Origin of the sequence: Fibrella aquatica (genome assembly GCF_041321135.1) — a bacterium.
Lineage (GTDB): Bacteria > Bacteroidota > Bacteroidia > Cytophagales > Spirosomataceae > Fibrella > Fibrella aquatica.
On record NZ_JBGGWF010000002.1, the window covers coordinates 539,307 to 565,035 of the forward strand.

The window sequence follows — 25,729 nt, forward strand, 5'->3', positions numbered from 1 at the left end:
TTAGTAAGGCTTTTCGTCAACCCTCCTCACCGCACCGGCGGACCGATCGGGATGGCAAAAAGCGCTACTTATCAATGTCCGGAAATTAAAGGAGCAGACTGATAGCTAACCACCCTATTTATACTTAATTCAACCTCAAACCAAAATATAACTATTCTAATTTTTACTCAGACATGGATACTGAGCAATTAACACTATAGCAATATGAAATTTGGCTTTTCAGGCAAAAACAGAGTATTTAATACTACTTATGCAAAAATGAACATTTTAACAAAATTATACTTTTCTCAGAACAACCATCCGGGTAATTGATCTTTGTCATTACATTTGCCCCACGTTTTTAGAATTACCGAAACAATTCTATAGGCTAACTATTATATCACTTTATGACCGCCACTCTGGCACCGTAGTTAGTCAAACGTTCGTGTATTTAGTACCAATTCAACAAACTCACTTTATCAAAAAACTTCTATGAGCAGACTGTTTATGGGAAGTTGGCTGCTACTGCTGCTGTTCGCGTTGCCTTCTATGGCGCAAGACATCAGCGTTCGCGGCCAGGTAACTTCATCAGATGATGGCACTACCCTTCCGGGGGTGACTGTCCAGGTAAAAGGCACAACGCGCGGCACCACCACAGATGGTGAGGGCCGATACCAGATTAACGTTCCGGCAGATGCCCGATTAGTGTTCAGCTTTATCGGTTTTGCCACGCAGGAGTTACCCGTGGGTAACCAGACAACCCTGAATGTCAAACTAGCCGCAGGCGCGCAAAACCTCGACGAGGTAGTAGTAACAGCCCAGGGTATCGAACGCGACAAGCGATCACTTGGGTACGCTACGCAGGAAGTAGCTGCCGCCCAGTTGACGCAGAAATCAGAGCCAAGCCTGTTGAACACGCTTCAGGGTAAACTGGCCGGGGTTCAGATCAACACGCAATCAGGAGCGCCCGGTGCGTCAACGAACATTAACATCCGGGGTATCACGTCGTTCAATGGCTCTAACCAGCCCCTGATCGTGGTTGACGGTGTTATTTTCTCGAATGACGTCAACGTATCGGGTAACACGCTGTTTCAGGCGCAATCGTCGAACCGATTGGCTGATATCAACCCGGAGAGCATCGAATCGCTGAACGTATTGAAAGGACCCGCTGCGGCGGCGTTATACGGTTCGCGGGCATCGGCTGGAGCCATTGTGATCACGACGAAATCGGGGCGTAACCAGAACAACAAAACGGAAGTAACGCTGACCTCATCGTACAACGTGCAGGACGTGTATGGCATTCCCCGGTTTCAGAACGAGTATGGACAGGGTACAAACAACCTGTTTGTGAACAACTCGACCAATTCATGGGGGCCTTCTTTTGCGGCCGGTGCTATTTCGGGACAGTCGTCGTACACCAACATTCAGGGGCAGCCACGTACCTACCAGGCGTACCCAAACAACGTAAACGATTTCTACCGGCAGGGCAGCATTTTGCAAAATACTGCCAGCATTGCTGGTGGCGATGCTACACGGAACTTCCTGCTGTCGCTGGGCAACACGAGTCAGCAAGGCATTATTCCAACAGCAAGATTCAATCGGACCAACGTGCAGGTGAGTGGCGAATCGAAGCTCAACAACGGGGTACGTATTCAGGCGAGTGCCAACTACGTGCAGACGGTTCAGGGCGGTACAGCCCTGGGTAATGGCGGCAGTGCTTTCGGACAGCTGACGCGTATTCCACGCAGCTACGACCTCACAGGCGAGCCATTCGTTGATCTCAACGGCCGGAGCACGTATTTCAACTCCACGATCATTAACCCCTACTGGGCAACCGAGAACGTGACTCTGAATAGTCAGGTCGACCGCATCTTCGGTAACTTCACCGTGGGTTACGATATCACGAAGTGGTTATCGGCATCGTACCGGGTAACGGCAGATACATATACTGACCGTCGGAAAAACATTGCCAACATCGGCTCGGCGAGGGCTCCTCAGGGGAGCGTTGGTGACGACCTGTTTTTCCGTTCTGAGCTCAACGGTGACCTGATCGTAACGGCCAAAACCGACAAATTCTTTTTGGACGGATTAGGCGCTACCATGCTGTTGGGCCATAACATCAACCAACGCAAGGTGCAGAATACGTCAGTAACGGGTGAACAACTTACCATTCCTGGCTTCCTGAACGTAAGTAACGCGTCGGTATTCACTAACTCGGGCGAATCGAGCTCGTTGCGTAGACTAGTTGGTTATTATGCCCAGGCATCGTTCAACTACCGCGACTATTTGTACCTGGAACTAACCGGCCGCGCCGATCAGTCGTCGACGCTACCGGTCAACAGCAACACGTTCTTCTACCCCTCTGCGTCGGTTAGCTTTGTACCAACAGAGGTGTTCAACATCAAATCGGATGTGTTATCATACGCTAAAGTGCGGGCCGCTGTTGCTCAGGTTGGTCGCGACGCCGATCCGTACCTGCTCAATTCGGTGTACGTGGTATCAGGATTTGGTAATAACGTAGCTCAGGTAAACTTCCCTATCGCCGTAGCCGGACAGAGCATTCCGGGTTTTGGCATTGGCACCCGAATTGGCAATAACGCGCTGACGCCTGAGTTTGTGCTGTCGCAGGAAGTAGGCCTGAATTTGGGCTTTTTCCAGAATCGGTTGAGCGTCGATGCGACGTACTTCGTCACTAAATCGACCAACCAGATTTTCAACGTAGCCATCTCTCCCTCTTCTGGTTTCGATACCCGCACTACAAACGTAGGTGAGTTGCAAAACAAAGGACTGGAACTGGTATTGTCGGGCACCCCCATCCGTTCGAGCGGTTTCCGCTGGGACATCAGCGCCAACTACACGCGTATTCGCAACAAGGTGATTGATATTTCTGAAGGCGTACAGTCGGCGGCCATCACTGGCGACGGATTCATTGGCATTACCCCTTCCATTGTTCAGGGGCAACCCTATGGTGTCATTGTCGGTTCAGGCTATCAGCGCGTGCAGAGCAGCAACCCCAATGCAGCCAACTATGATCCAACGGGTGAGTTCGATGGTCAATACCTGATCAATCCAACCAGCGGTCAGTTTGCCCCTACCCTGCCGAATCAGATTCTGTCGAATCCACAGCTCAATTATCAGCTGGGTATCAACAACTCGTTTACGTACAAAGGATTCACCCTGTCGGGCCTGATCGATATTCGTCAGGGCGGTCAGTTGTATTCATTCTCGGCGGTGGATTACCGTAGTGCTGGTTCGTTATACGTAACCGGACTCGACCGCGACCAGCCCCGCATCTTGCCCGGCGTTATTGCCGTAGCCAATGCAGACGGCACGACCAGCTACCGGCCTAACAACATTCAGCTACCGGCACAAACGTACTGGCAGGGTCTGGGTGGACTGGCCTCTGAAGCCGCTGTTTTCGACGCCAGCGTGTATCGCCTTCGCGAGTTGTCACTCAACTATGTGTTGCCGAAATCGCTGTTGAACAGAACACCTTTTGGTACCATTTCGGTAGGCGTCAGTGGTCGTAACCTGTTCTTCTACGCACCGGGTTATTTCTCTGACCCCGAAGTAAACACACAGGGAGCTGGTAATATTCAGGGTCTCGACCTGAACGGTCCGCCGCCAACGCGCAATTTCGGGGTTAACCTGCGACTGACGTTGTAATCACACTTTATCATCAATCTTATGAAAACAGGCATAAAGAAAACACTATACCTGCTCCCGCTACTGGCCGGATTGGGTGGGTGTACCAAGTTTCTGGACGTAAACGTAACGCCCAACAACCCAACCTCAGTCCCTCCTTCGGTGTTGCTGCCGGCCGCACAGGTAGGGTCTGCCTTTGCCAATGCCAATGAACTGAACCGGTTTGCCTCGGTGGTTACCCAGCAACTGGCGGGAGCAGCAGGTAGCCCGGCCGCGTATGACACCTACGTGCTGAGTTCAGCTGATTTTGGCAACCAGTGGCGTTTCGAGATTTACGACGGCGCCCTGGTCAACTACCAGCAGATCATCAACATTGCCGGCACCAATTCACCCGCCTACTCGGGCATTGCCAAGATCATGAAGGCATATACCTTCGCGCTGGCAACCGATGTATGGGGTGATATTCCGTACTCGCAGGCCCTTCAGGGTGAAGCATTTCTGCAACCCCGTCTGGATAGTCAGGAGAACATTTACAAGGGCAATCAGGCACAGGGCATTCAAAGTCTGTTTGATCTGGTCCGCGAAGGGCTGGCCGATCTGAACAGCAACAACGGTAATCCGGCAGGTGTTCGTCCGGGCAACGATGATGTTGTTTATCAGGGAGCACTGGCCAACTGGCGGGCAGCGGGCAACACCATGTTGCTTAAATTTGCCCTGCAAATCAGCAGCCGGGAACCTGAACTGGCCCGCACGGTGATCAACGAAGTACTGACTAGTGGTCAGTATATCACCTCGAACGCGCAGGATTTGAAAGTACCCTTTGGCGCCGCAGTAGGTAGCCGCGACCCCCGGTATGAATATTCGCTGGTAAGTCTGTTCCGGGATGATCTGATCCTGAGTACCCGGTATCTGAACTTGCTGCAGGCCAACAACGATCCTCGGTTACCGCTATTCTTCACCCGGAATGCAGCGGGCAACTACGGCACGATCGATAACGGACAACGGGGTGGTATTCCGGCTCCGGCCAACTTCTCGCGCTACGGTCCGGCCATCATTGGTGCTAATGGCGAAGGCCCTGTTCGGCTGGTAACGAACTTCCAGCGAGCATTTATTCTGGCCGAAGCAGCCCTTCGTCTGGGAACACCCGGCGATCCGCAGGCGCTGTACACAGAAGGCATTCGCGCGTCGATGAGCCTGGCTGGACTGACGGCCGTACAAATTGATGCCTACCTGACTGCCACACCGGCTGTAGCTACGCTGACGGGCACCAACGAGCAAAAGATTGCCCAGATCATCAACCAGAAATACATTGCTTTTACGGGTAATGGCATAGAGTTGTGGAACGACTACCGCCGCACGGGTTATCCTGTATTGCAACGGTCGCAAAATGCAGCGGGTGTTGATGGAACATTGCCGGTTCGGGCCGTTTACATCGCCGAAGAAATTCAGCGGAACCCCAATTTTCCGCAATCGCCAGCCGTTCCGCCGCAGTCTAACGTGCGTGTGTGGTGGGATGTTAACTAAATCTCTGAGACTCAATTTTCTGAAATCATGACGAAGACACTCATAAAAAGCCTGCTGCTGGCCCTATTGGTCATCACCAGTTTTTCCTGCAAAGACGATCTGGAGTATGGTCCGCTGGTGCGCGATAATCGCCCGGCTGTTCCGGTCACGTTTCCGGGGGCGACCACCTTTGGCGGAAACCCATACATTGAAGTACCGGCGGCTTCCGGCGTGATTCGATTTACGCTATCTATCCCTGCCAGCACAGGCCGTACCATTCGGGAAATTACGCGGGTAGCGGGACCAACTACTGCCGTAAACGCCGGGTCGCTTAATACGGCCGCATCGATCATCAACACGGCTCCAATCCCGGGTTCGGGCACTACCGCCACGTTTGAAACAACGGTAGCTGCCATCAGAACACAATTTCCACCGGCGGCCAACGCGCAGACTTATGTTCCTTCGGCTAATCCGTATACCCCGCGCGAACTGGCCTTCATTTTTCTGGTTACACTCGACGATAACACACAGATCGTAACTCAGCAGGTACGTGCCCGGTTAGTCCCCTAGCACCAACGTACCTGAGTTAGTACAAAAATAGCCCCGTCGTATGATAACGACGGGGCTATTTTTGTACTAACTCAGGTTAGACTTTAGACATTATCCATTGTCAGGTATCCAACGTCCTACCACTCGATAGGCGGCAACCCTTTGCTAGTCAAGTATTCGTTTGCCTGGCTAAAATGCTTGTTTCCGAACCATCCGCCCCACTGGGCCGCCATGGGCGACGGATGTTTCGATTTCAGCACCAGGTGTTTTTGGTCATCGATAATGGTCCCCTTCTTCTGCGCATAAGCACCCCAAAGCAGAAAGACCACGTTTTCTTTTTCGTCAGAAATCAATTTGATCACCGCATCGGTAAAGGCTTCCCAACCTTTTCCCTGATGCGACCCCGCCTGTCCGGCCCGAACGGTCAGCGTGGCGTTGAGCAGCATAACCCCCTGCGATGCCCACCGCTCCAGATTACCCGATTTTGGAATGGGTTTCCCCAGGTCGTCCTGAATTTCTTTGAAAATATTGATAAGTGAAGGTGGCTTCGTAATACCATCGGCCACGGAAAACGACAGTCCATTGGCTTGCCCGTCACCGTGATACGGGTCTTGCCCCAGAATGACCACACGGGTCGCTTCAAAGGGGCATTTATCGAAAGCATTGAACATCAGCTTTCCGGGCGGATAAATACGCTGGGTGGTGTATTCTTCGCGCAGAAATTCAGCCAATTTGGTGAAGTAAGGTTTATCGAACTCAGGTTGCAGGTAAGGCTTCCAGGAATCGGCAATAGTAACTTTCATAGGATAGAAACAGAGGATCAACCACTAATCGATGATCAGGTCAGGTGTTGAATCAGTGGTGGCAGGGTTGTGTGCCAGAAATGAAATTTATTTTGGGCCTCACTGGTTGAGGAAGCAAACTTATGAACTTTATTTACGTTCTAAAGTTGTCAAAAACGGTTTTTTTTTATGATTACGGCTGTAACGGAAGGCATTAAAGTGAGCGTAAAAACGGAATACCAGCACGGATATTCCAGCCCCTTGCAGGCTCATTATGTATTCACCTATCGGATCGCCATTGAAAATCATAGCGAGCACACCATTCAGTTGTTGCGCCGGCACTGGCTGATCTACGACGCACACGGTAACGTGGATGAAGTAGAAGGCGAAGGGGTTATTGGCCTCCAACCCGTGCTTGAACCCGGCGAACGGCACGAGTACGTATCGGGTTGCAACCTGCACGCCAGCATGGGCAAAATGGTGGGTACGTACCTGGTTGAACGACTGTATGACGGAAAGCAGTTTCGCATTCAGGTACCCGAATTCACATTGATAGTCCCTTTCCAGTTGAATTAATTAACGTCGCCAGGAATCTGTGGTCGCCGCCTATATCCGTTATCTATGGCGGGCGGGTAACCTGCACGGGTTACACTCGCCTTTTGTTTATGCGCTCTACCGCGATATAATCCGCCACCGGCACCCCGCGCCTGCAGGTACGTTACCGATCGAGGCACTTCGCTCAGCGCTGCTCAACAGCACTGAATCACTAACGATTACCGATATGGGAGCCGGATCGCGGCGGGGCAATAACCCGATCCGGTCGGTGGCCACCATTGCCAAAAATGCGCAAAAGCCCGCCCGCTATGCCTGGCTGCTGCATCGACTGGTGCTTCGGTTCAACGCCCAACATGTGCTGGAACTGGGTACGTCGCTGGGACTAACCACTGCTTATCTGGCCAATGCCGTGGCGCAAACCAATGGACAACTCTCTTCCTTTGAAGGTTGTCCCAATACGGCCGCGCTCGCTCGAAGGCACCTGGATCAGTTGGGTTACTCGGCCACAAACCTGATTGTAGGTAATCTGGACGATACGCTGGCCAAAACGGTAGCACAACTCCCCCAAATCGATCTTGCTTTCTTCGACGCCAATCACCGCTACGAACCTACTGTACAGTATTTTACGACCTGTTTATCCAGCATACATAACGATACTGTCTTTATTTTTGACGACATTCACTGGTCAGAAGGTATGGAACAGGCCTGGGCAGCAATAAAAGAGCACCCGGCCGTTCAGGTTACCATTGATCTGTTTGGCGTAGGGCTCGTTTTCTTCCGCCGCGAACAGCCGAAACAACACTTCGTACTTCGTTTCTAATTCGTGCATCATGGTAATCCGCATTCTAGTCGGCAGCATGCTGGCTGCCAGCGTGCTTTTTGGTTCTTGCCAGCCAGCTGATAATGAAGCTGCCCCCGATTCGGTAGCCAGCGATTTCGGTTTGATCCAGACTAAAATTCTGACACCGAGTTGTGCTACAGCCGGTTGCCACGCGTCGGAAGCCGACCCTTCATTCAAACAACACGGACTCGTTTTGGCCGCTAGCGTTGCTTACCAGAATATGGTGGGTATCGACCCAAAAAATACCAATTCCAAAGCCGACGGACATCAGCGGGTTAAACCATTCGTTGCTCAACAGAGCCTGCTCTACCACAAGCTTTATACCGACGCAACCCATCACAACAGCAAAAATTACGGCAACCCGATGCCCCTCGGCATGGAGGCGTTGTCGGTTGGGCAAATCGAGTTCGTTCGCCGCTGGATCGATGGTGGGGCTAAAGCCAGTGGCCAACTGATCGACCCCAGCCTGCTCGACGACAAAACACCCAGTACCGCCCCGAACAGCGCGTTTACGCCCCCAACGGCACCCGCTGCCGGTCAGGGTTTTCAGTTAGCTGTTGAGGCGTTCGATGTGGCTAGCAATTTTGAGCGGGAACTGTTTGTGCGTCGGGCCGTGGGAAATAGCACCGACATTTACGTGAACCGCTTCACCGTCAGTATGCGGCCTGGGAGTCATCATTTCATCGCCTATGATTTCAACAACAAGTCACTGGCACCCCCACTGAATCAGGTACGTGATTTGCGAAACGTCGACGGCACGTTGAATTTGCTGACCGCCCTGCAAATGTCGAACCATACGTACCTGATGGGTAGCCCCAATGCCTCGTTCGAGTTTAAATTTCCGGAGGGTGCTGCATTGCTTATTCCGGCCAACGCGTCGGTCGATCTGAATGTGCATTACGTGAATAAAAGTCAGGCGCTGATCAAGGGAGAATCGTATATTAACCTGTATACCACACCCCAATCGAGCGTGACCAAAGTGGTGAAGACACTGAATATGAGCAATACCAACCTGGCCATTCCCGCCAAAAGCCGGGTGACGCTTAACAAAACATTCACCATGAGTAAGCCGTCGCTGATTTTGTCGCTCACTTCGCACATGCACAAGATGGGCGAAAAATTTGTGATCAAAATCAAGGGTGGGCCACGCGACGGTGAGGTTGTTTATACCACAACAGATTGGGAACACCCCGATGTGATCAACTTCGCTACGCCCATTCAACTGGCCAAGGGCGAAGGGCTTACCTCCGAAATTACATACAATAACACCTCGGCAAAGGCCATACAATTCGGCCTGACGAGCGACGATGAGATGGGCATCATCTTCGGCTACTATTACGAGCTGTAGAGTAAAAACATATTGGTTAAGCGCATACATTTTAGTTTATTGTACTCATTATTCGTCAATAAACTAAACTAGTATGATTTCATTTCTCCGTGCCTGTTGTTTTATCGCTTTCTGCTTTTATACGCTCGCCATTCAGGCACAATCCACTGAACAGCGAGTAGAAGTCACTTACGTGAAGGGAAATACCCCCGGCGAATATTCCTTCAGAGCCACCAATCCAAACCCCTGCGACTACACAGTGAAGGTCGACGTCACTGACCTGACAGGACTCAGTTCTTCGTCGAGTTTACCCTTCGTTGGCGTCGTTCGTCCGGGTGAAAATTCGTTGTTTACGTTGAAGCCCAGTTCCCCCAATTCAAACGGAACCTTCCGGTATTCATATACGTACCTACGCGGCCGGAGCTTGCGGGCTGAACCAAAACCCTTTGTTTATCTTCTCCCTGTCGCCCCCGGAAAGCCCTGTCTGGTTCAGGAAACACAATACATCGGAACTGCTCTCGGCTTGAAAGGCGACGCCTTGTCTAACTTCTATTCGTTGTCGATTCGTATGGAAGCGGGCGACTCTGTATTTGCGGCGCGACGAGGAGTAATTACCGGTTTGATCGATGGTATCACGCACACCCAAAAAGACGCAATGTATGTTCGGAATGTCAATCAGGTCGACGTGTTTCATAACGATGGCACTTTCGGTCGGTACGCTCGGTTGAAGGCGGGAAGCATAGCCGTGCAAGACGGTGATCATGTGGAGGCCGGACAGTTTTTAGGCGTGGTCAGCGATGAGCTGTCGCAAAAACCAAGCCTTTTCTTCACGGTCTTTTACCTGCCTTTGCTCAATGCCCAACAACAGACAGCCTACAGGTATGCACACGTGCGTCCTAAATTCGTCGCCCAGAATCAGGAATCGGGTGATATGCTGATTCCGAACAAAACCTACGTAGCCATCCGCCCCATGGAATTGGTGACACAGGAGATGTCGAAACGGGATATAAAGAACTACTTCAAAAAATAGCGTTGTAAGCATCCGAGGGCCCGATTACCTTGCAGGATGAAGCGTCTATTTACCAGCCTGCTGACGGCAGCCCTCCCCCTGGCGTTGCTCGGTCAGCCCACCACCGCCCCCCGCCCCGACTCGGACCGGATAGCCAGAATCAACGCTGCCCTGCCGGTCATCGACAAGTTGTATAGCGATTATGCGGCACAACGTAACATACCCGGTCTTGGGTTTGGCGTGGTCGTGGACGGAAAACTGATTTATGGCAAAGGAGTCGGTTTTGCCGATCTGAACACCAAACGTCCGGCCACCGCTCAATCGCAGTTCAGAATTGCCTCGATGACCAAAAGCCTGACGGCTATGGCTATTCTGAAACTCCGCGATGAAGGCAAACTTCGCCTCGACGACCCGGCGGCCAACTACGTACCTGAGTTGAAGCAGGTAAAGCCCTTGACAACGGATTCCCCCGCCATCACCGTCCGTCATTTGTTGACGCACGCGGCGGGCTTCCCCGAAGACAACCCCTGGGGCGACCGCCAATTGGCCGATTCAGAGGCCGAGTTTACCCGGTTTTTGACAAGCGGCGTATCCAGTTCCAATGCGCCGGGGGTGGCCTACGAATACGCGAACCTGGGCTTTGCCTTACTCGGTCGAATCATCACGAACGTGGCCAAACAGCCGTACCAGCAATACATTACCACGGCCATTTTAAAGCCGCTGGGTATGAACAGCACGATCTGGGATTACCGCAAGGCCGACCCAGCCAGGTACGTAAACGGTTACCGCTGGCAGGAGGGCGAATACCTACCCGAAATTCCGCTGGCTGATGGGTCTTGGGGAGCTATGGGCGGCCTGATCACCACCATCGATGATTTTGCGAAGTATATGGGTTTTCAGATGAGCGCGTGGCCCGCTCGTGATGGGGCGGAGACGGGTCCGGTCAAGCGCAGTTCTGTGCGGGAGATGCAGCAACCCTGGAATTTTCGGGGGTTGAACACTCAGTTCCGCTATGCGTCGGGCCGGTTATGTCCGCAAACAGCCAGTTATGCCTACGGTCTTGTCTGGGTACGTGACTGCGAAGGGCGCGTAAGCATTGGACATAGCGGCGGCCTGCCCGGTTTCGGCAGCGAATGGCAGGTATTACCCGACTACGGTATTGGGGTGATCGGTTGCGCCAACCTGACCTATTCCGGCCTGCGCGGTATCAATACAACTGCCCTTGACACATTAATTTCCCTGGCCGGGCTTAAACCCCATTCGATTGCGGTTTCCCCCATTTTGGCCAAACGGAAAGCGGAGTTGATGGCCCTCCTTCCTGACTGGAAAAATGGCGAAGCCAGCGGCATTTTTGCTGAGAACTTTTTTCCTGATACGCCCATCACCCTTCGCAAAAAGAATACACAGGCATTATTTGAGAAGATCGGCAATGTTGTTCGAGTCGGCGAGATGATACCGGAAAACAACCTGAGAGGCACTTTCCGTATCGATGGAGAACGTGGAAGCGTCAACGTCTTTTTCACGCTAACGCCCGAAGCCAATCCGCTTATTCAGCAGTTGGACATTACGGAAGTGAAGAAGTAGTACCGAAGCTCCAGCTTCGGTAGTAAAATACACACACACTACCGAAGCTGGAGCTTCGGCGCTACACACAAAAAAGCCGCGCCAGATTATCTGACGCGGCTTTTCAATTATTGATACGCTAACTTACTTAGCGATCTCTACGTTTACCTGACGGCCTTTGATGTTGTTACCATCCATGGCTTGCACCACGCGGCTGGCTACATCATTAGGTACGTCGACGAACGTGTGCTTGTCGAAAATATCGATGCTGCCGATGCTGCTGCCTGGGATACCCGACTCGCCGGCAATAGCGCCAACCAAATCACCCGGACGAACATAATCACGACGGCCGATGCTTACGCTCAGACGGGTCATGTTTGGCTCACGCTCACGAACAGGACGTTCGTTGCTGCGGGCGAAATACCCTTCTTTGCCACCTTCACGCTCAGGACGAGGGCCACGGTCTTCAAAACGACCGCCACCGCGACGATCTTCGAAACGACCGCCACCACGCGAATCAGCGCCACGGCTTTCGAAACGACCGCCCCGATCACCGCCACTACGACGATCTTCGAAACGTCCACCGCCGCGAGAATCATTGCGGCGATCATCGAAACGACCACGGCCACCCTCACGAGGACCACGATCTTCGTACTTACTGTTCCGGCGATCTTCTTCGTTCAGGTCTTTGTCCGAGAATTCGTTTTTCTCGATACCCATGCTCCGCTTCATCAGCGCGGCCACGATTTGCTCCGTAGAGAAGCCCGTGTGCTGCAATTGAACCAGCATGTCATCGTACAAGTGCAGGTCTTTGCTCTCGTTGATGTCTACTTCCAGTTGCTCGATGAAACGAGCCTTCCGGATGCCAACGATATCTTCGTACGAAGGAATAACGCCTTTGTCAACCCGAACTTTGGTATACGTCTGGATGTCGCGGAAACGGAATTTCTCGTCACGGCTAACCAGCGAGAATGCCCGACCTGACTTACCGGCGCGGCCTGTACGGCCAATACGGTGTACGTAATATTCTTCGTCGAGCGGGATATCGTAATTGATAACCGCATCCACATTGTCAACGTCGATACCACGGGCAGCTACGTCTGTAGCGACCAGGATCGTTGTTGCACCAGCGCGGAACTTGCTCATCACGTTGCTCCGCTGCGCCTGACGCAGGTCGCCATGTAACCCCTCAGCCTGGTAGCCACGGATCATCATGTCTTCCACGATTTCTTCAACCTTACGCTTCGTGTTACAGAACACCAGCATCAGCTTCAGATCATACAAGTCGATCAACCGGCACATCACTTCGGTTTTAGCCTTAGGCTTCACCTCGAAAAATACCTGCTCGATGTTTACGTTGGTCAGTTCTTTCTTGACCACCTTCACCATCACCGGGTTCTGCTGGAACCGCTGCGTCATGGCCAAAATTGGCTTCGACATCGTGGCTGAGAACAATACGGTCTGACGCTCTTCGGGGAAGTCTTCCAGAATGCTTTCGATGTCTTCACGGAAGCCCATGTCCAGCATTTCGTCGGCTTCGTCAAGAATGATCATCTTGGCGTCGTCGAGTTTCAGCGTGTTGCGCTGCATGTGGTCCATAACACGGCCGGGCGTACCCACCACGATATGTACTCCTTTTTTCAACGACCGGATCTGACGCTCGATTGAGTCGCCACCGTAGATCGTTTCAATGTAGATACCCCGCTTGAATTTGCTGAGCTTACGTAGTTCTTCTGTTACCTGAACGGCCAGTTCGCGGGTTGGGCACAGGATAAGCACCTGCACACTCCGGTCACTTGGGTCGATCAGTTCAAGCGCTGGAATACCAAACGCGGCCGTTTTACCAGTACCGGTTTGCGCCTGTCCGATTACATCACGACCGGCCATAATTGGCGGAATTGCCTCAGCCTGAATGGGTGACGGGGTTGTAAAACCCATTTCCGTTACGGCAGCCAAAATATCGGGCGACACGTTTAGGTCGGCGAATGTAAATCCTTTGGCTACGACGGGTTGTACCGTAATAGTTTCTTTAATGATTGGTTGTTCAACCTCGGCGGCTGGCAACTCTTCGTCGGCTAGTGCAGCCTGAAAAGCGGCATTCGCGTCGATTTGTTGATTGTTGGTCTGTGCGGCCTCTTCCTGCACAGGAGTTTGATCGACGATCTCGTCGGTCTCGGGCTGGATGTTGTCCAGATTCATAGAAAATTGGTAAGAAATAATTCGTTCCGCATACGGCGGAAGTTCGTCAAGCTGACAGTGACGTGTGCAGGATACCCACTAAGCACCAACCCAGGATGTTCGTCGTAACCGACGTGGAAATAACCCCTACCCCAACGAGTAACCCAGGTGAATTTTGAAATCGCTTAGACTAGCGTAGTTGACCCTCGTTAACTTAAAGCCACCGCCCCACAGCCTGTACTGTCTTTTTGTACATCCATGCCGGCTCTGTAGACCACATCTTACAAACGAGTGCGACCTGAAACGATCGCTTAGAACAGAGAGAAGCCGACGGATGTCGCTTGAAATTCTGGTGCAAAAGTAAGACTAATTACCGAAAAAAGCAAGTGAGCGTTAATTATTGTTGTATTATTCTAACAACACGAATAAATTGGCAATCGGAGCATTGGATACGCAAATAGGATTGTGAAAGCAGCTACTCACCAAATTCTATAGGCTAATTTCAGAGAAAACAACGTTTTGAGTTCATATAGAATGTTGCGCTCTGTAGCTTCGCGGCATGCAGTCGAACACCAATTCCAGCACAATCACGGCCTTACTGGGGGCTTTTGGCGAAGAAGTGAAGCTGATTGAAGAGTCACTTCAGAATACCGATATCGTTGATCTAAACGGGCATCGTTTTGTTACAGGCACGTTGGGACAACAGCGTGTTGTGGTCACACTCACCGGAATAGGTAAAGTAAACGCAGCCATGACAACGGCTTTCGTCATCGCCCATTTCCGGCCCCAGCGTATCATTTTCACGGGCATTGCCGGGGGTGTACGCACCGATCTGGAACCCGGCGATCTGGTGATTGGCAGCGAAGTTGGCTTCCACGATGTTCATTCCGTGACGCTGACAATGGAGCCAACCCGCCAGAGTATGCACCCGGTCAGCTACGAGCTAAATCCTCTTTACTTCCCTGCCGACCCCCTGTTGCTTGCTCTGGCTCAGGAGACGGCCAAAACCATCCAATTCGATCAGGTTCACGGCAGTACTCGTGCGCCCGGTGTTATTGTTGGCCGGATTCTGACCGGTGATGAGTTTGTTCATTCAGCAGCCCGAGCAAATGAACTCAGAACCGAATACGGCGCCGATGCCATTGAAATGGAAGGGGCCGCTGTTGCGCAGGTCTGCTACCAACAACAAATCCCCTGTATTGTGATACGGAGCCTGAGCGACCGCGCCGATAGCCACGCGGTTATCGACCTGCTCGATTTCCTGAGCACTGCTGCCAAGAATTCAGCTAAGCTTGTAACGAGCGTTGTTCGGGCTTTGTAGTAGAAAAAAGCTATAACACGGAGTTGCACAGAGTTACACGGAGTTTTTCTTTTACTTAGAAAAATAAGTCTCTGTGTAACTCTGTGGCACCTCTGTGCAACTCCGTGTTATAGCTTTTTTTTATCTACATCACCACATTCACAATGCGCTTCGGCACGACCACGATTTTCTTCGCGGGCTTGCCTTCCATCCACTTTTGAACGACTTCGTTCGCCAACACGTCCTGCTCAATTTCGGTGGCTGGACGATCGAGGGCGAAGTTGATCGTAGTACGTACCTTACCATTGATCTGGATCGGGTACTCGAAGGTATTCTCGACCAGGAACTGCGGATTGAATACGGGGTACGCAGCCTTTGACACAGTACCCGGTTCGTTGCCAAGCGCAGCCCATAGTTCTTCCGCAATGTGCGGCGCGTAGGGCGAAACGAGCAGCACCAGATCCTGCAGAATGGCCCGTTTATGGCATTTCAGCGTCGATAATTCGTTCACACACACCATAAACGCAGACACCGACGTGTTGAACGAGAAGTTCTCAATATCTTCCTGCGCCTTCTTGATGGTCTTGTGAAGCACTTTCAACTCCTCAGCCGTAGGTGCCTCGTCGGTCACGATCCACTGCGCCGATTCGTCAGTAGTTTCGATGCCAGATGTTCCCCTTTCAGTTGCGTCCTTGTAGAACAACCGCCAAAACTTACGAATAAAGCGGTAGGTGCCGTCAATGCCGTTCGTGTTCCAGGGCTTTGCCTGTTCGAGCGGGCCAAGGAACATTTCGTAGAGACGAAGCACATCTGCTCCATACCGGCCAGCCACATCGTCGGGATTCACGACGTTGTAATACCGCTTTGACATTTTTTCGACTACACTGCCACAAACATACTTTCCATCTTCAAGTATGAATTCGGCATTGGCGTAATCAGGCAGCCAGGCTCGAAAAGCCTCTGTATCAAGTACATCGTTTTCGACAATGTTAACATCGACATGCAGTTCGGTAGTCTCATACTGATCTTTCAGCCCGTGAGACACAAATACCGGTGCTTTCCCCTGCTGACCGGTCCCTTCAAGCCGATACACCAGCATTGATCGCCCCTGAATCATACCCTGGTTGATGAGCTTTTTGAAGGGTTCTTCCTGCGGAACGTACCCACGGTCTTTCAGGAATTTATTCCAGAAGCGACTGTAGAGCAGATGGCCGGTGGCGTGTTCTGAGCCGCCCATGTAGAGGTCAACGTCCTGCCAGTAATCGATGGCTTCCCGGCTGGCAAACTCGCCCGTGTTCTGCGGGTCCATATAGCGGTACCAGTACCACGATGATCCTGCCCAACCGGGCATGGTGCTTAGTTCGTACTCGTACCCCACCCCTAGCCCCTCCCCGTTAGGGAGGGGAACCGCTTCAGCGTATTCCGAGGATGTTCCCCTCCCTAACGGGGAGGGGCTAGGGGTGGGGTTATACTTCCAGCCTTCGGCGCGGCCAAGTGGTGGCTCTCCGGTTTCGGTTGGCAGGTATTTGTCGATCGCGGGTAATTCCAGGGGAAGATCGGCTTCGTCGATCAGGTAAGGAATGGGTTCACCTTTGCTATTCGCTTTGAAGTAAACGGGAACAGGCTCACCCCAATACCGCTGACGGCTGAATACGGCGTCGCGCATGCGGTAGTTTACCTTGCCTTTACCGGCTCCCCTTTCTTCAAGCAAAGCGATCAGTTTGGCAGTTGCTTCCGGGTACGTTAAGCCGTTTACCAGATCGGAATTGATGTAACGACCTTCTTTGGTATTGTCGGCTTGCTCGTCCATGCCCTTTTGTCCGTCCAGAATCGGGACGATGGGCAGATTGTATTGTTTCGCGAACAGGTAATCGCGCTGATCGCCGGACGGTACAGCCATAACCGCACCGGTTCCGTAGCCCGCCAGCACGTAATCGGCCAGCCAGATGGGTACCTGCGCACCGCTGATCGGGTTGACGCAATAGCTACCGGTAAACACGCCCGAAACGGTTTTGGCGTCCACCATCCGGTCGCGCTCTGAACGAAGTTTTACTGCAGCGATGTAAGCGTCTACAGCGTCCTGCTGTTCGGGCGTGGTGAGATCGGCAACGAGCTCGTGTTCGGGCGCAAGCACCATGAACGTAACCCCGTAGATGGTATCGACGCGGGTAGTAAAAACCTCGATGAAGCCTTCGACCCCAAGCGAAAATTTCACGCTGGCACCTACACTTCGACCAATCCAGTTGCGCTGTTGCTCCTTGATTGATTCTGACCAGTCGATGGTATCGAGGCCGTACAGCAATCTGTCGGCGTAGGCGGTGATGCGCATCATCCATTGGCGCATCAGCTTTTGCTCAACCGGATAACCACCCCGCTCAGAGACTCGACCGTTAGGGCCGTCTTTTACCTCGTCGTTGGCCAATACTGTTCCCAAACCAGGGCACCAGTTTACCATGGCGTCGGCCAGGTACGTTAGGCGATACTTGAGGGTAATCGCGTACTGCTCCTCGTCCGATTTGGCCAGCCACTCTTCGGCCGTAAACGACAGGGCCGTGTCATCACATACCGCTTGCACATCGGCTGTTCCGCTTTGGACAAACTTCTCCAGCAGCGTGTCGATGGGTTCGGCTTTGTCGGTTTCGCGGTTGTACCACGACCGGAACAATTCCATGAAAATCCACTGCGTCCACTTATAATAATTGGGGTCTGACGTACGTACCTCGCGGCTCCAGTCGTAGCTAAACCCGATGTTTTTCAACTGCTCGGTATATCGCGCCAGATTTTGCTCGGTGGTCAGTGCCGGATGCTGCCCGGTCTGAATAGCGTACTGTTCGGCCGGCAACCCGAAAGAGTCGAAGCCCATTGGATGCAGGACATTGAAGCCTTTCAGCCGTTTGTAGCGCGCCACGATATCGGAGGCAATATAGCCCAGCGGATGACCCACATGCAGCCCGGCCCCAGAGGGATAGGGAAACATATCGAGCACATAATATTTGGGCTTATCAGTTTCTGAATCAGTCTTATAGGTCTGGTTTTCCTCCCAGAACCGCTGCCATTTCAGTTCGGTCTCGCGGTGATTGTAATCGGCCATTGGGGAATGAGTAGTGTATGATCGACAATGTCAGTATCCATTATACATTGTGTCAGCGCCTTTGCGCCTTGCAAAAGTAGCCCTTCGTGTGGACTTTTACGCGGTATGACTCCTACACCATTCACCATCAAGCGTCAATCAACTGCTCTTCTGGCTTTACTCCTGGGTATGGCAGTGCTGGCACTGGGCATTGGCATCATCCACGATGTCAGCGCTCCCCTCCTCGACGGGGGCGATGCCGATCAGTATTCGTATACCAGTTATTTCTTCGCCAACAACCTGTCGCTATGGCCACTTCCCCGGCTCGATCTGTACCATAACCAGACCCTTTACCCCTACGGTACACACCACGTTTTTTTACCCTGGGGTTTCGAACGCGATTACCTGTATGCATTGCTTAATAGGTGGCCCGATGCCGAGTACAAACCCTTGTTGCAACTGTACTATCTCTTTAGTCTGCTGGTAGGTTCGGTGGGTACGTTCCTGCTACTGCAGGTCCGCTTCGGGCAACTACGGGCCATTATTGCTGGACTGATCGTGTCGGTGTTTACGTTTTACAACCTCTACAAATACCCGGCTCACCTGAACATGGCTGTAGTTCACTGGACGGTTCTGTGTATGCTGGCCACCTTTCGAATTCTTTACGATCTGTACCACGGATATAAGGTGAGCCTCCCGTTCTGGCTGTTCTGGGCCTGGCTTCACCTGGCCATTCTGGGTCTTGAACTAGGCTACGTAGCCGGTTTTGCGTTGACGTTTACGACCCTGACAACACCGTTTATCGGGTATCAATTATTGACAAACTCAAAGCAGGAAAAATCCAGTTGGTTAACACTGTTAACCAACTGGATTACAAGCAACTATACATCAAGCAAATTTAGGAGTAATAGCCTGCTTTTTTTGTTGATTCTGACCGCCTGGGCCTATGTTCCCCTCTGTTGGCAAATCAGCGTGGATGCCCTTGGCTACACATTTCCCGAGAGTAGCGAAATGCGGGCCTGGTCGCATCCGCTCCGATTGTTTATTCCCAGTTTACCGGGCGTCGATAGCTTCGCGATTCATTACGAACGGTTCCTGGGCGACGCTTCTTTCGAGAGCTATGCCCAAACTAGTCCGGGGCTTTATCTGGTCATTCTGGGCGCGATTGGGTTTTGGTACCAACGAAAAAAATGGGGGCTTTGGGGACCGGTTGTCCTGATGTTACTCCTCTGTTTGTTGTACCACCCTGTAGTAGTACCGACCCTGAAAATCTTTCCCTGGTTTGCTTTCAACCGGCACGGGGGCCGGGCCAGTATGGTTTACCCTACCCTACTGATCATGCTGGCAATCCCTTTTCCATGGCCCAAAAAACGGACTGGTCGATACGTGCTTTTAGCCCTGCTATGCCTGATGCTCGCCGAATGGTATCATGGCTACTACTACCGGTCGACATACCCGGCGGAGGTGCTATCGCCTTCTTTGTCGACGTACCTGAAAACGGTTCGCGACACGCCGGGCAGAGCCGTTTTCGACTGGCCATTCTGTATTCAGGGGGCCGACGGAATGGTAAACAGTGATGGACTTTGTCCGTTCTATGAGGCTCAAAACAGCATTAATACGCTCCGACGCTTCCACCATAAAGCCGTGGTTGGGCAGTATGTAGGTCGCATGCATCCAGACCTGGTAAAGCCGTTTTTACGCGACGGGTGGCCAAAACTTCTGGCGGTTGACCACGAGTTCACCAAAGCAGATTGGGACTTTCTCGATCGTTTTCTGCGCGCGAATCAGTTTGCGGGCATTAACCTGTACCCGGATTTGCTCCCCCCCGCCCAAACGCAGGCTGTGCTGACCCGATACGGTCCTGCCATTGCCGAAACCCGCCATCGGATGGCGGGCAGGATGTTGTTCGTGCCGTTGCGCCGTCGGGTACGTTAGTCGGGTAAACGGTCGAAGGTCATAAAGAGTGAGCTGCCGAAGGGCGCAGAGGATAGCAGTTTACGCTCTGCGGTAACCAACGCATAGAAGGCACGGTTGATGAACGGATGAGGCAAATACACATCGGACCCGGGCGTATCCGCTGATCGCCAGCCCATCCGCAGTTGAAGCGCCTGCCATTGCCGAACTGCCAGAATCAGTGGCGAGAGTGCCAGACTCCAATATGTTGCGTAGGTAATGCGTAGCCCTGCTTCGGGAGCCAGCCGGTCGAAATCGGCCCGAACAAACCGGCGTTGGCTACCCACTGCCAGATCGTGTTGCCCCCAGAAAACCGAAAATGCATTGTTGTTGGTAATCAGAATGCCGTTCGGCTTTAATCGACGGCGCAATTCGCTCAGGAGAATTCGCAACGCAGGATCGTGGAAATAGCAGAAGACATCGTTGCAGATCACCACATCGAATAGATGGTCGGTTGGCTCTTCCGGAATATAGGATGCCAGGTTATTCAGATCAAGGTGATCGACCAGCAGGCCGCGTTCACGGCAGCAGGCAACGCCCTCGATTGATCCGTCGACTCCCCGCAGATGGGTGTACCCCTGTTGACGAAGCCGGTAGAGCATGCCCCCGGTGCCGCATCCCGCATCGAAGATCGCCAGGTCTTTACGGTTCCCGAACCGGCCCTGAATGGCCTCAATGACCTGATTATGCAAATGACGATACCACCAAAGCTGCTCTTCCACAGCAAACATGCGGCGTTGTTCGTCTGGTTTATCAATCATGTGCTTTCACCTCTACAACTCCCCAGGTACGTTTCACGACGTAAGGAGGCATACCACTTTGAGTCATTGACAGACGGCCTACATACTCACCAATGATACCCACAAAAAGTAATTGCAGGCCACCCAGCATCGATACAGCCCAAAGAACCAGTTGCCAATCATTCACAACCAGCCAACCCAGTGTTTTACCCACCAGCAGTATGATTCCCAGCCAGATACTAAAGCCCAACAAGGAAGCACCAATGCCGGTCAGCACCCGTAACGGGAGTACAGAATAACCAACCAGCACGGTTAAAAACAACGAAATCAGTTTGCGAACCGTGTAATTAGACTGTCCCTCCTGACGGGAATGGTGCGGCACAACCACGCTCCCTACGTGATTGGTCACCCGAAAAATAAGGCCATCGATGTAGGGGTATGGCCCGGTGTACCGAATGATTTCCTGAACCACCTCGCGCCGAATTAATTTAAAACTGGACAGATAGAGGTTGTGCGGTTTACGAAGCAGGTATGTTGCCAGGGAATTGGTCAGCTGGCTACCTGCATTCCTAAACCAGTGATGTTGTTTTTCTTCATACTGACTGTAAACAACATCGTAATCGTGGCGTTGAGCTTCTGCCAAAAGCGCCAGAATCGATTCGGGAGGATTCTGAAAATCATCATCAATGATCACGACAAACTGGCCAACCGCATAATTCAAACCACACAGCACCGCGTTGAATTCGCCAAAATTGCGTCGCAGACTTACGGCCCGAACATTGCTGTAACGATCTGCCAAACGAGAACACACCCATTCAGAATGATCACGACTGCCATCATTGACCAATACGACTTCAAAGTCGCGGCCAATAAGGCACTCTTCCAGCCGTTCGAGCAGCGGTGTCAGCGTTCGCTCGCTGTTGTATACGGGAATAACAATGCTTAGTTCCACAAATTAGCGGGTAGCGATGATTGGGTTGTACACATGGGCATATCGACAGTTTGGGTATGGTTCGTCGATATAGTCGGCCCGATCGTAGGGTTCATTGGAGAGCACGAGCAGTATGGCGTCTTCGCTAAAGCGATCCATAACATGCCAGTCTTTCGGCTCCAAAACCAGACAATCGTCCGGACTTGCTAAGGTATAGTCTTCCTCTACCTGACCATCCTGTACATACACGTGACAATGGCCGGTCAGGCAAATCAACGCGTTCCAGGATTTATGATGACGATGTCCCCCCCGCTCTGCGTTGCCTGCACCATGTATATAGAATACACGCCTGATATCACTGGGCAACGTATTGTTATAAACTGTTAAGTTACCGGCTTCAGAACTAAATGTATCTAGAGTAAAAAGTTTAGCCATTTCTCGTTAGATATGGGTTTCGTATCGTTTCCAGGTGGAAAAATACGGAGTTCCCTACTAATCTATAGAAAAAAATAGTGCAGACGTTAAAAACAGATTAAACCCGGCAGACCTATGCCCAGCTTAAAACCAGTAATTTATACATATGATTTGCCAGATTTATAGTGGCTACAGAGCCCCAAAAACCCCAATAACCATTTTCCCCGGCCTAGCCATTTATACTTACTTTTAGCTTATCACCCCTCCCTCCGGGTACCAGCTTTCCGACTATCCGGCACATTGAAGGTGATCGGCTTCACGGCCATAATCGTAAGGAATTGCTGGTACTCGGGCAGCTACAGCGCTATCTTTACTGATAATGTTCTGCTTTTACCGTGACTTTCCTTCAAGAAACTGCCCGCTACATTTACGCCAAACACGGCCAAACGACCCAGCAACCGCTTGATCATGTGTGGGTAATCCTGCCAACACGCCGCGCGGTGTCGGTCTTTGAGCAAGAACTGGCAAACCTGGTTGATCGCCCCATGCTAGCCCCACACATGACGGCCGTCGATGATTTTATCACCGAAGCAGCCGGGGTACAATTGATCGACAATGTCAGTTTGCTGTTTGAACTTTACGACGTTTTCCGGGAATTAGACAAAAAGATCGAGTTCGAACAGTTTGTGGGCTGGGCATCAGTATTACTGAATGATCTGGACCGGATTGATCAGTACCGTGTTGATCCCAACCACCTTTTTGAGTATCTGACCGAGGCTAAAGCCCTGGAGCGCTGGACTCCCGAGAACCACCAACATTCGCCCAGTTTACCCAATACAACAGCCGTTTCCAACTATTTCGGGCTGTTCAGCAATCTGAAAGCTGCTTATTATTCCCTCCGCAAACGACTATTGACCAACGGCCTCGCTTATCGCGGAATGGCCTATCGCTTGCTGGCCGATGAGGTACGTACCCGTGTGCTGGACAATCCGGCTTACGAGAAAATCTATTTCGTGGGCTTTAACGCGCTCACAGCATCGGAAGAGCATATTATTCGGGTACTGACCAACACCACCAAGGCCGAATTAATCTGGGACATAGACAGCTATTACCTCGATGACCCGGAACAGGAAGCGGGCTATTTTTTACGGCAGTATAAAAATCAGAAAGGATTTTCCGGTTTCAAGAATCGAACTGGCTTCGTGGGGCAGGATGGAGCCGAAACCGTGGGCATCGGTCAGTGGCTGACTACTACCCCGAAGCAGATGCGTATGATCGGCCTACCTACCGCTTCACTTCAGGCTAAAGTGGCCGGGCAGTTGGTTGACCAGACCCAAACAAGCGAGATAGACAGCAGCCGGACGGTGATTGTGCTGGCCGATGAATCGCTATTGGTACCGGTGCTGTACTCGCTCAACGAGTCGGTCAGTGATCTGAACGTGACGATGGGTCTGTCGTTGCGCAGTTCGCTCTTGTTTACGCTAATCGACACCATGTTCGAGATGCAGCGGACACTAATGGAATTTAAGACCTCGGATGGCAAAGTAACAAGCATTCCCAAATTTCACCACCGGCAGGTGGTCAAGCTGTTGAATCATCCGTTTGTTCGGCAGTACGAAAAGCTGCACGCGCTGATGGCTCCCGATCAGGTAAACGAACTGCCCCGCCCCCTGCTCGACTGGATTTTGAGCGAAGTGGTGACGGGCAAACGGGCATATCTGGGCGAAGGCGACATGCTGGAACTGGGTCAGGGAGATGCTCTCTTCGGCGTGCTGTTTAAACGCTGGCGACCCAACCACCCATCGGATGCCATAGAGGCCATGTTCAAGCTGATCGATTTACTCCGAGAGGTCTACCGAGATAGTCAGGACACGATTGAAATTGAGTACCTCTACCTCTTCTTTAGCTTACTGAAACAGCTCGAAACCACGCTGAATCGTCAGATTGCCACGCCCAACTCCCCGGCCGTGACAGTTCGTAGTTTTCAGCAGTTTTTGTACGAACTGATTCGTCAAACTACCATTCCCTTTACCAGCGAAGGCGATAGCAGGGTGCAGTTAATGGGGTTACTGGAAACACGAACGCTTGATTTCGAGCGGGTTATCATCTTATCGACCAACGAAGGCGTTTTGCCTCAGTCGCGCCGAATGAACTCGCTGATTCCGTTTGATATTGCCATTGAAGTGGGCTTACCCACCTATCGGGAACAGGAAGCCGTTACCGCCTATCACCTTTATCGTTTATTGCAGCGCGCCTCAGACGTTACGTTTCTGTACACCACTACGGCCGATGCCTACGGAAACGGCAAAGGTGAACCCAGCCGGTTTCTGCGCCAGATCGAGCACGAGCTGGTGAAGGCTTCTAGAGGCAATATTCAGTTTAGTAAACCTTTACTTCAGGTGATAGACGGAGCCGGCAGGGCCGAGCCGGTTCTGTTATCAGTGCCTAAAACAGACACCATTCGCCAGGCGCTGAAAGACTACTTGACCGACAAAGGCCTGTACCCCACAGCACTCAACCATTTTGTAGCTTGTTCCATGCGGTTCTACTTTGAACGCGTGGTGAAAATCAGGGAGGAGGAAGAGGTCGACGAGCGGATCGACAGTGCAGAGTTTGGCACCTGGCTCCACAATACGATGGAGAACCTCGATAAAAACTACCGGATGCAAAACCTGCCCGTTACGCCCGAGGTGGTACAGCTACAACTTGAAATAGAGTACCGAAAGCTGATGGGTGGCCGCGTAGCCGACACGGGCTATAACCTGCTTTTTTACCAACTGGCCCAGGAACTGATGCAGGCTTTTCAGACGTACCAGAACGAAGAAACCCTCAGCAAAGGCATACGTGTGCTGGCCACCGAACGCACCCTGCTAACGTACCTGCCGGTTGATATTGGCGGTGAAATTGTGCAGGTGAAAATCGGCGGAAAAATTGACCGCCTTGAGCAGCTCAGTGATGGAACCGTTCGTATTGTCGATTATAAATCGGGCGTTGTGAAGCTGCCCACGAAAATCGAAAACCTGGCCGAATCACTGACTACGCTGGCCGATAAAGACAATAAGTGGGAGAAAATCAGGCAGTTGTGGCTTTACAAATACTTGATTTTGAAGGAGAATCTGTATCCAAACACGCCGGTTGAAGCGGGCTTTTATTCGCTCCGTACGTTTCAGAAAGAGCCTCAATTTTTGACGAACCGCGTTGCTTTTTCCGAAGAAAACGACCGAGATACCTATATCAAGGAAACCGAAACCTTGATTAGCCAAATGGTACAGCGCATGTTCGACACGACCACGCCCTTCACCATGACCGACAACATCGACACCTGCAAGTACTGCAACTACACGAAGATTTGCGGGAGATGAAATTGAGTTTAACGTTTACTGTCTAATG

General features: G+C 51.9%; 17 protein-coding genes. 11 read left to right on the forward strand and 6 right to left on the reverse strand.

All coding sequences use genetic code 11. The features are described from left to right. Nucleotides 1-471 precede the first annotated feature (471 nt). From ACAW87_RS06115 to ACAW87_RS06125, 3 genes are read left to right on the forward strand one after another with little or no spacing between them, the layout of a single operon-like run. On the forward strand, nucleotides 472-3,645 hold the full coding sequence (locus ACAW87_RS06115; protein ID WP_370722273.1) for a SusC/RagA family TonB-linked outer membrane protein: 3,174 nt from the start codon (nucleotides 472-474) through the stop codon (nucleotides 3,643-3,645). Nucleotides 3,646-3,666: 21 nt separating this feature from the next. Beyond that, nucleotides 3,667-5,148, forward strand: coding sequence for a SusD/RagB family nutrient-binding outer membrane lipoprotein (locus tag ACAW87_RS06120; protein WP_370722274.1), 1,482 nt, complete (start codon nucleotides 3,667-3,669; stop codon nucleotides 5,146-5,148). A 27-nt stretch (nucleotides 5,149-5,175) separates the two neighbouring features. Further along, nucleotides 5,176-5,697 carry a hypothetical protein gene (locus ACAW87_RS06125; protein WP_370722275.1) on the forward strand — a complete coding sequence of 174 codons (522 nt, stop codon included), beginning with the start codon at nucleotides 5,176-5,178 and terminating at the stop codon, nucleotides 5,695-5,697. A 116-nt stretch (nucleotides 5,698-5,813) separates the two neighbouring features. Here ACAW87_RS06125 and ung read toward each other — a convergent pair whose 3' ends face one another. Beyond that, entirely contained in the window at nucleotides 5,814-6,479 is a 666-nt protein-coding gene (gene ung, locus ACAW87_RS06130; RefSeq protein ID WP_370722276.1) for a uracil-DNA glycosylase, read from the reverse strand. A gap of 168 nt (nucleotides 6,480-6,647) precedes the next feature. Between ung and apaG the strand changes: the two genes are divergently transcribed. The 5 genes from apaG to ACAW87_RS06155 all read left to right on the forward strand — a co-directional run bounded on the left by apaG (nucleotide 6,648) and on the right by ACAW87_RS06155 (nucleotide 11,774). After that, on the forward strand, nucleotides 6,648-7,034 hold the full coding sequence (gene apaG, locus ACAW87_RS06135) for a Co2+/Mg2+ efflux facilitator ApaG/CorD (RefSeq protein ID WP_370722277.1): 387 nt from the start codon (nucleotides 6,648-6,650) through the stop codon (nucleotides 7,032-7,034). Between the two features lie 19 nt (nucleotides 7,035-7,053). After that, nucleotides 7,054-7,833 carry an O-methyltransferase gene (locus tag ACAW87_RS06140; protein ID WP_370722278.1) on the forward strand — a complete coding sequence of 260 codons (780 nt, stop codon included), beginning with the start codon at nucleotides 7,054-7,056 and terminating at the stop codon, nucleotides 7,831-7,833. Nucleotides 7,834-7,843: 10 nt separating this feature from the next. Further along, a complete protein-coding gene (locus tag ACAW87_RS06145) occupies nucleotides 7,844-9,202 on the forward strand; it encodes a monooxygenase (RefSeq protein WP_370722279.1) in 1,359 nt (452 codons plus the stop codon). A gap of 73 nt (nucleotides 9,203-9,275) precedes the next feature. Beyond that, complete coding sequence (locus ACAW87_RS06150) at nucleotides 9,276-10,211, forward strand: M23 family metallopeptidase (protein WP_370722280.1); 936 nt, start codon at nucleotides 9,276-9,278, stop codon at nucleotides 10,209-10,211. Nucleotides 10,212-10,247: 36 nt separating this feature from the next. After that, on the forward strand, nucleotides 10,248-11,774 hold the full coding sequence (locus tag ACAW87_RS06155) for a serine hydrolase domain-containing protein (RefSeq protein ID WP_370722281.1): 1,527 nt from the start codon (nucleotides 10,248-10,250) through the stop codon (nucleotides 11,772-11,774). A 123-nt stretch (nucleotides 11,775-11,897) separates the two neighbouring features. On the opposite strand, the gene ACAW87_RS06160 is transcribed toward ACAW87_RS06155, so the two are convergent. After that, nucleotides 11,898-13,952 carry a DEAD/DEAH box helicase gene (locus ACAW87_RS06160; RefSeq protein WP_370722282.1) on the reverse strand — a complete coding sequence of 685 codons (2,055 nt, stop codon included), beginning with the start codon at nucleotides 13,950-13,952 and terminating at the stop codon, nucleotides 11,898-11,900. 538 nt (nucleotides 13,953-14,490) lie between these two features. Between ACAW87_RS06160 and ACAW87_RS06165 the strand changes: the two genes are divergently transcribed. After that, nucleotides 14,491-15,252 carry a 5'-methylthioadenosine/adenosylhomocysteine nucleosidase gene (locus ACAW87_RS06165; protein ID WP_370722283.1) on the forward strand — a complete coding sequence of 254 codons (762 nt, stop codon included), beginning with the start codon at nucleotides 14,491-14,493 and terminating at the stop codon, nucleotides 15,250-15,252. A 124-nt stretch (nucleotides 15,253-15,376) separates the two neighbouring features. Here ACAW87_RS06165 and ACAW87_RS06170 read toward each other — a convergent pair whose 3' ends face one another. Then, nucleotides 15,377-18,322, reverse strand: a complete 2,946-nt coding sequence (locus tag ACAW87_RS06170) for a leucine--tRNA ligase (RefSeq protein ID WP_370722284.1) — start codon at nucleotides 18,320-18,322, stop codon at nucleotides 15,377-15,379. A gap of 105 nt (nucleotides 18,323-18,427) precedes the next feature. Here ACAW87_RS06170 and ACAW87_RS06175 point away from each other — a divergent pair, with 105 nt between their 5' ends. Then, nucleotides 18,428-20,236: a hypothetical protein gene (locus tag ACAW87_RS06175; RefSeq protein WP_370722285.1), complete on the forward strand. Its 1,809-nt coding sequence runs from the start codon at nucleotides 18,428-18,430 to the stop codon at nucleotides 20,234-20,236. Here ACAW87_RS06175 and ACAW87_RS06180 read toward each other — a convergent pair. The 3 genes from ACAW87_RS06180 to ACAW87_RS06190 are packed head-to-tail and all read right to left on the reverse strand — an operon-like array spanning nucleotide 20,233 to nucleotide 22,360. After that, the gene (locus ACAW87_RS06180; protein WP_370722286.1) at nucleotides 20,233-21,015 is read right to left on the reverse strand and encodes a class I SAM-dependent DNA methyltransferase; all 783 of its coding nucleotides are present in this window, start codon (nucleotides 21,013-21,015) and stop codon (nucleotides 20,233-20,235) included. The two genes, ACAW87_RS06175 and ACAW87_RS06180, sit on opposite strands and share 4 nt — an antisense overlap. Continuing rightward, nucleotides 21,008-21,946, reverse strand: a complete 939-nt coding sequence (locus ACAW87_RS06185; protein ID WP_370722287.1) for a glycosyltransferase family 2 protein — start codon at nucleotides 21,944-21,946, stop codon at nucleotides 21,008-21,010. The genes ACAW87_RS06180 and ACAW87_RS06185 overlap by 8 nt, the downstream gene beginning before the upstream one ends. A gap of 3 nt (nucleotides 21,947-21,949) precedes the next feature. Further along, nucleotides 21,950-22,360 carry a sugar 3,4-ketoisomerase gene (locus ACAW87_RS06190; RefSeq protein WP_370722288.1) on the reverse strand — a complete coding sequence of 137 codons (411 nt, stop codon included), beginning with the start codon at nucleotides 22,358-22,360 and terminating at the stop codon, nucleotides 21,950-21,952. Nucleotides 22,361-22,734: 374 nt separating this feature from the next. Here ACAW87_RS06190 and ACAW87_RS06195 point away from each other — a divergent pair, with 374 nt between their 5' ends. After that, on the forward strand, nucleotides 22,735-25,701 hold the full coding sequence (locus ACAW87_RS06195) for a PD-(D/E)XK nuclease family protein (protein WP_370722289.1): 2,967 nt from the start codon (nucleotides 22,735-22,737) through the stop codon (nucleotides 25,699-25,701). Nucleotides 25,702-25,729: the final 28 nt, after the last annotated feature.

Excerpts from the sequence above, each read along its gene's own strand:
- ACAW87_RS06115 (WP_370722273.1), top strand. The coding sequence starts at position 472 with ATGAGCAGACTGTTTATGGGAAGTTGGCTGCTACTGCTGCTGTTCGCG.
- ACAW87_RS06120 (WP_370722274.1), top strand. The coding sequence starts at position 3,667 with ATGAAAACAGGCATAAAGAAAACACTATACCTGCTCCCGCTACTGGCC.
- ACAW87_RS06125 (WP_370722275.1), top strand. The coding sequence starts at position 5,176 with ATGACGAAGACACTCATAAAAAGCCTGCTGCTGGCCCTATTGGTCATC.
- ung (WP_370722276.1), bottom strand. The coding sequence starts at position 6,479 with ATGAAAGTTACTATTGCCGATTCCTGGAAGCCTTACCTGCAACCTGAG.
- apaG (WP_370722277.1), top strand. The coding sequence starts at position 6,648 with ATGATTACGGCTGTAACGGAAGGCATTAAAGTGAGCGTAAAAACGGAA.
- ACAW87_RS06145 (WP_370722279.1), top strand. The coding sequence starts at position 7,844 with ATGGTAATCCGCATTCTAGTCGGCAGCATGCTGGCTGCCAGCGTGCTT.
- ACAW87_RS06150 (WP_370722280.1), top strand. The coding sequence starts at position 9,276 with ATGATTTCATTTCTCCGTGCCTGTTGTTTTATCGCTTTCTGCTTTTAT.
- ACAW87_RS06155 (WP_370722281.1), top strand. The coding sequence starts at position 10,248 with ATGAAGCGTCTATTTACCAGCCTGCTGACGGCAGCCCTCCCCCTGGCG.
- ACAW87_RS06160 (WP_370722282.1), bottom strand. The coding sequence starts at position 13,952 with ATGAATCTGGACAACATCCAGCCCGAGACCGACGAGATCGTCGATCAA.
- ACAW87_RS06165 (WP_370722283.1), top strand. The coding sequence starts at position 14,491 with ATGCAGTCGAACACCAATTCCAGCACAATCACGGCCTTACTGGGGGCT.
- ACAW87_RS06170 (WP_370722284.1), bottom strand. The coding sequence starts at position 18,322 with ATGGCCGATTACAATCACCGCGAGACCGAACTGAAATGGCAGCGGTTC.
- ACAW87_RS06175 (WP_370722285.1), top strand. The coding sequence starts at position 18,428 with ATGACTCCTACACCATTCACCATCAAGCGTCAATCAACTGCTCTTCTG.
- ACAW87_RS06180 (WP_370722286.1), bottom strand. The coding sequence starts at position 21,015 with ATGATTGATAAACCAGACGAACAACGCCGCATGTTTGCTGTGGAAGAG.
- ACAW87_RS06190 (WP_370722288.1), bottom strand. The coding sequence starts at position 22,360 with ATGGCTAAACTTTTTACTCTAGATACATTTAGTTCTGAAGCCGGTAAC.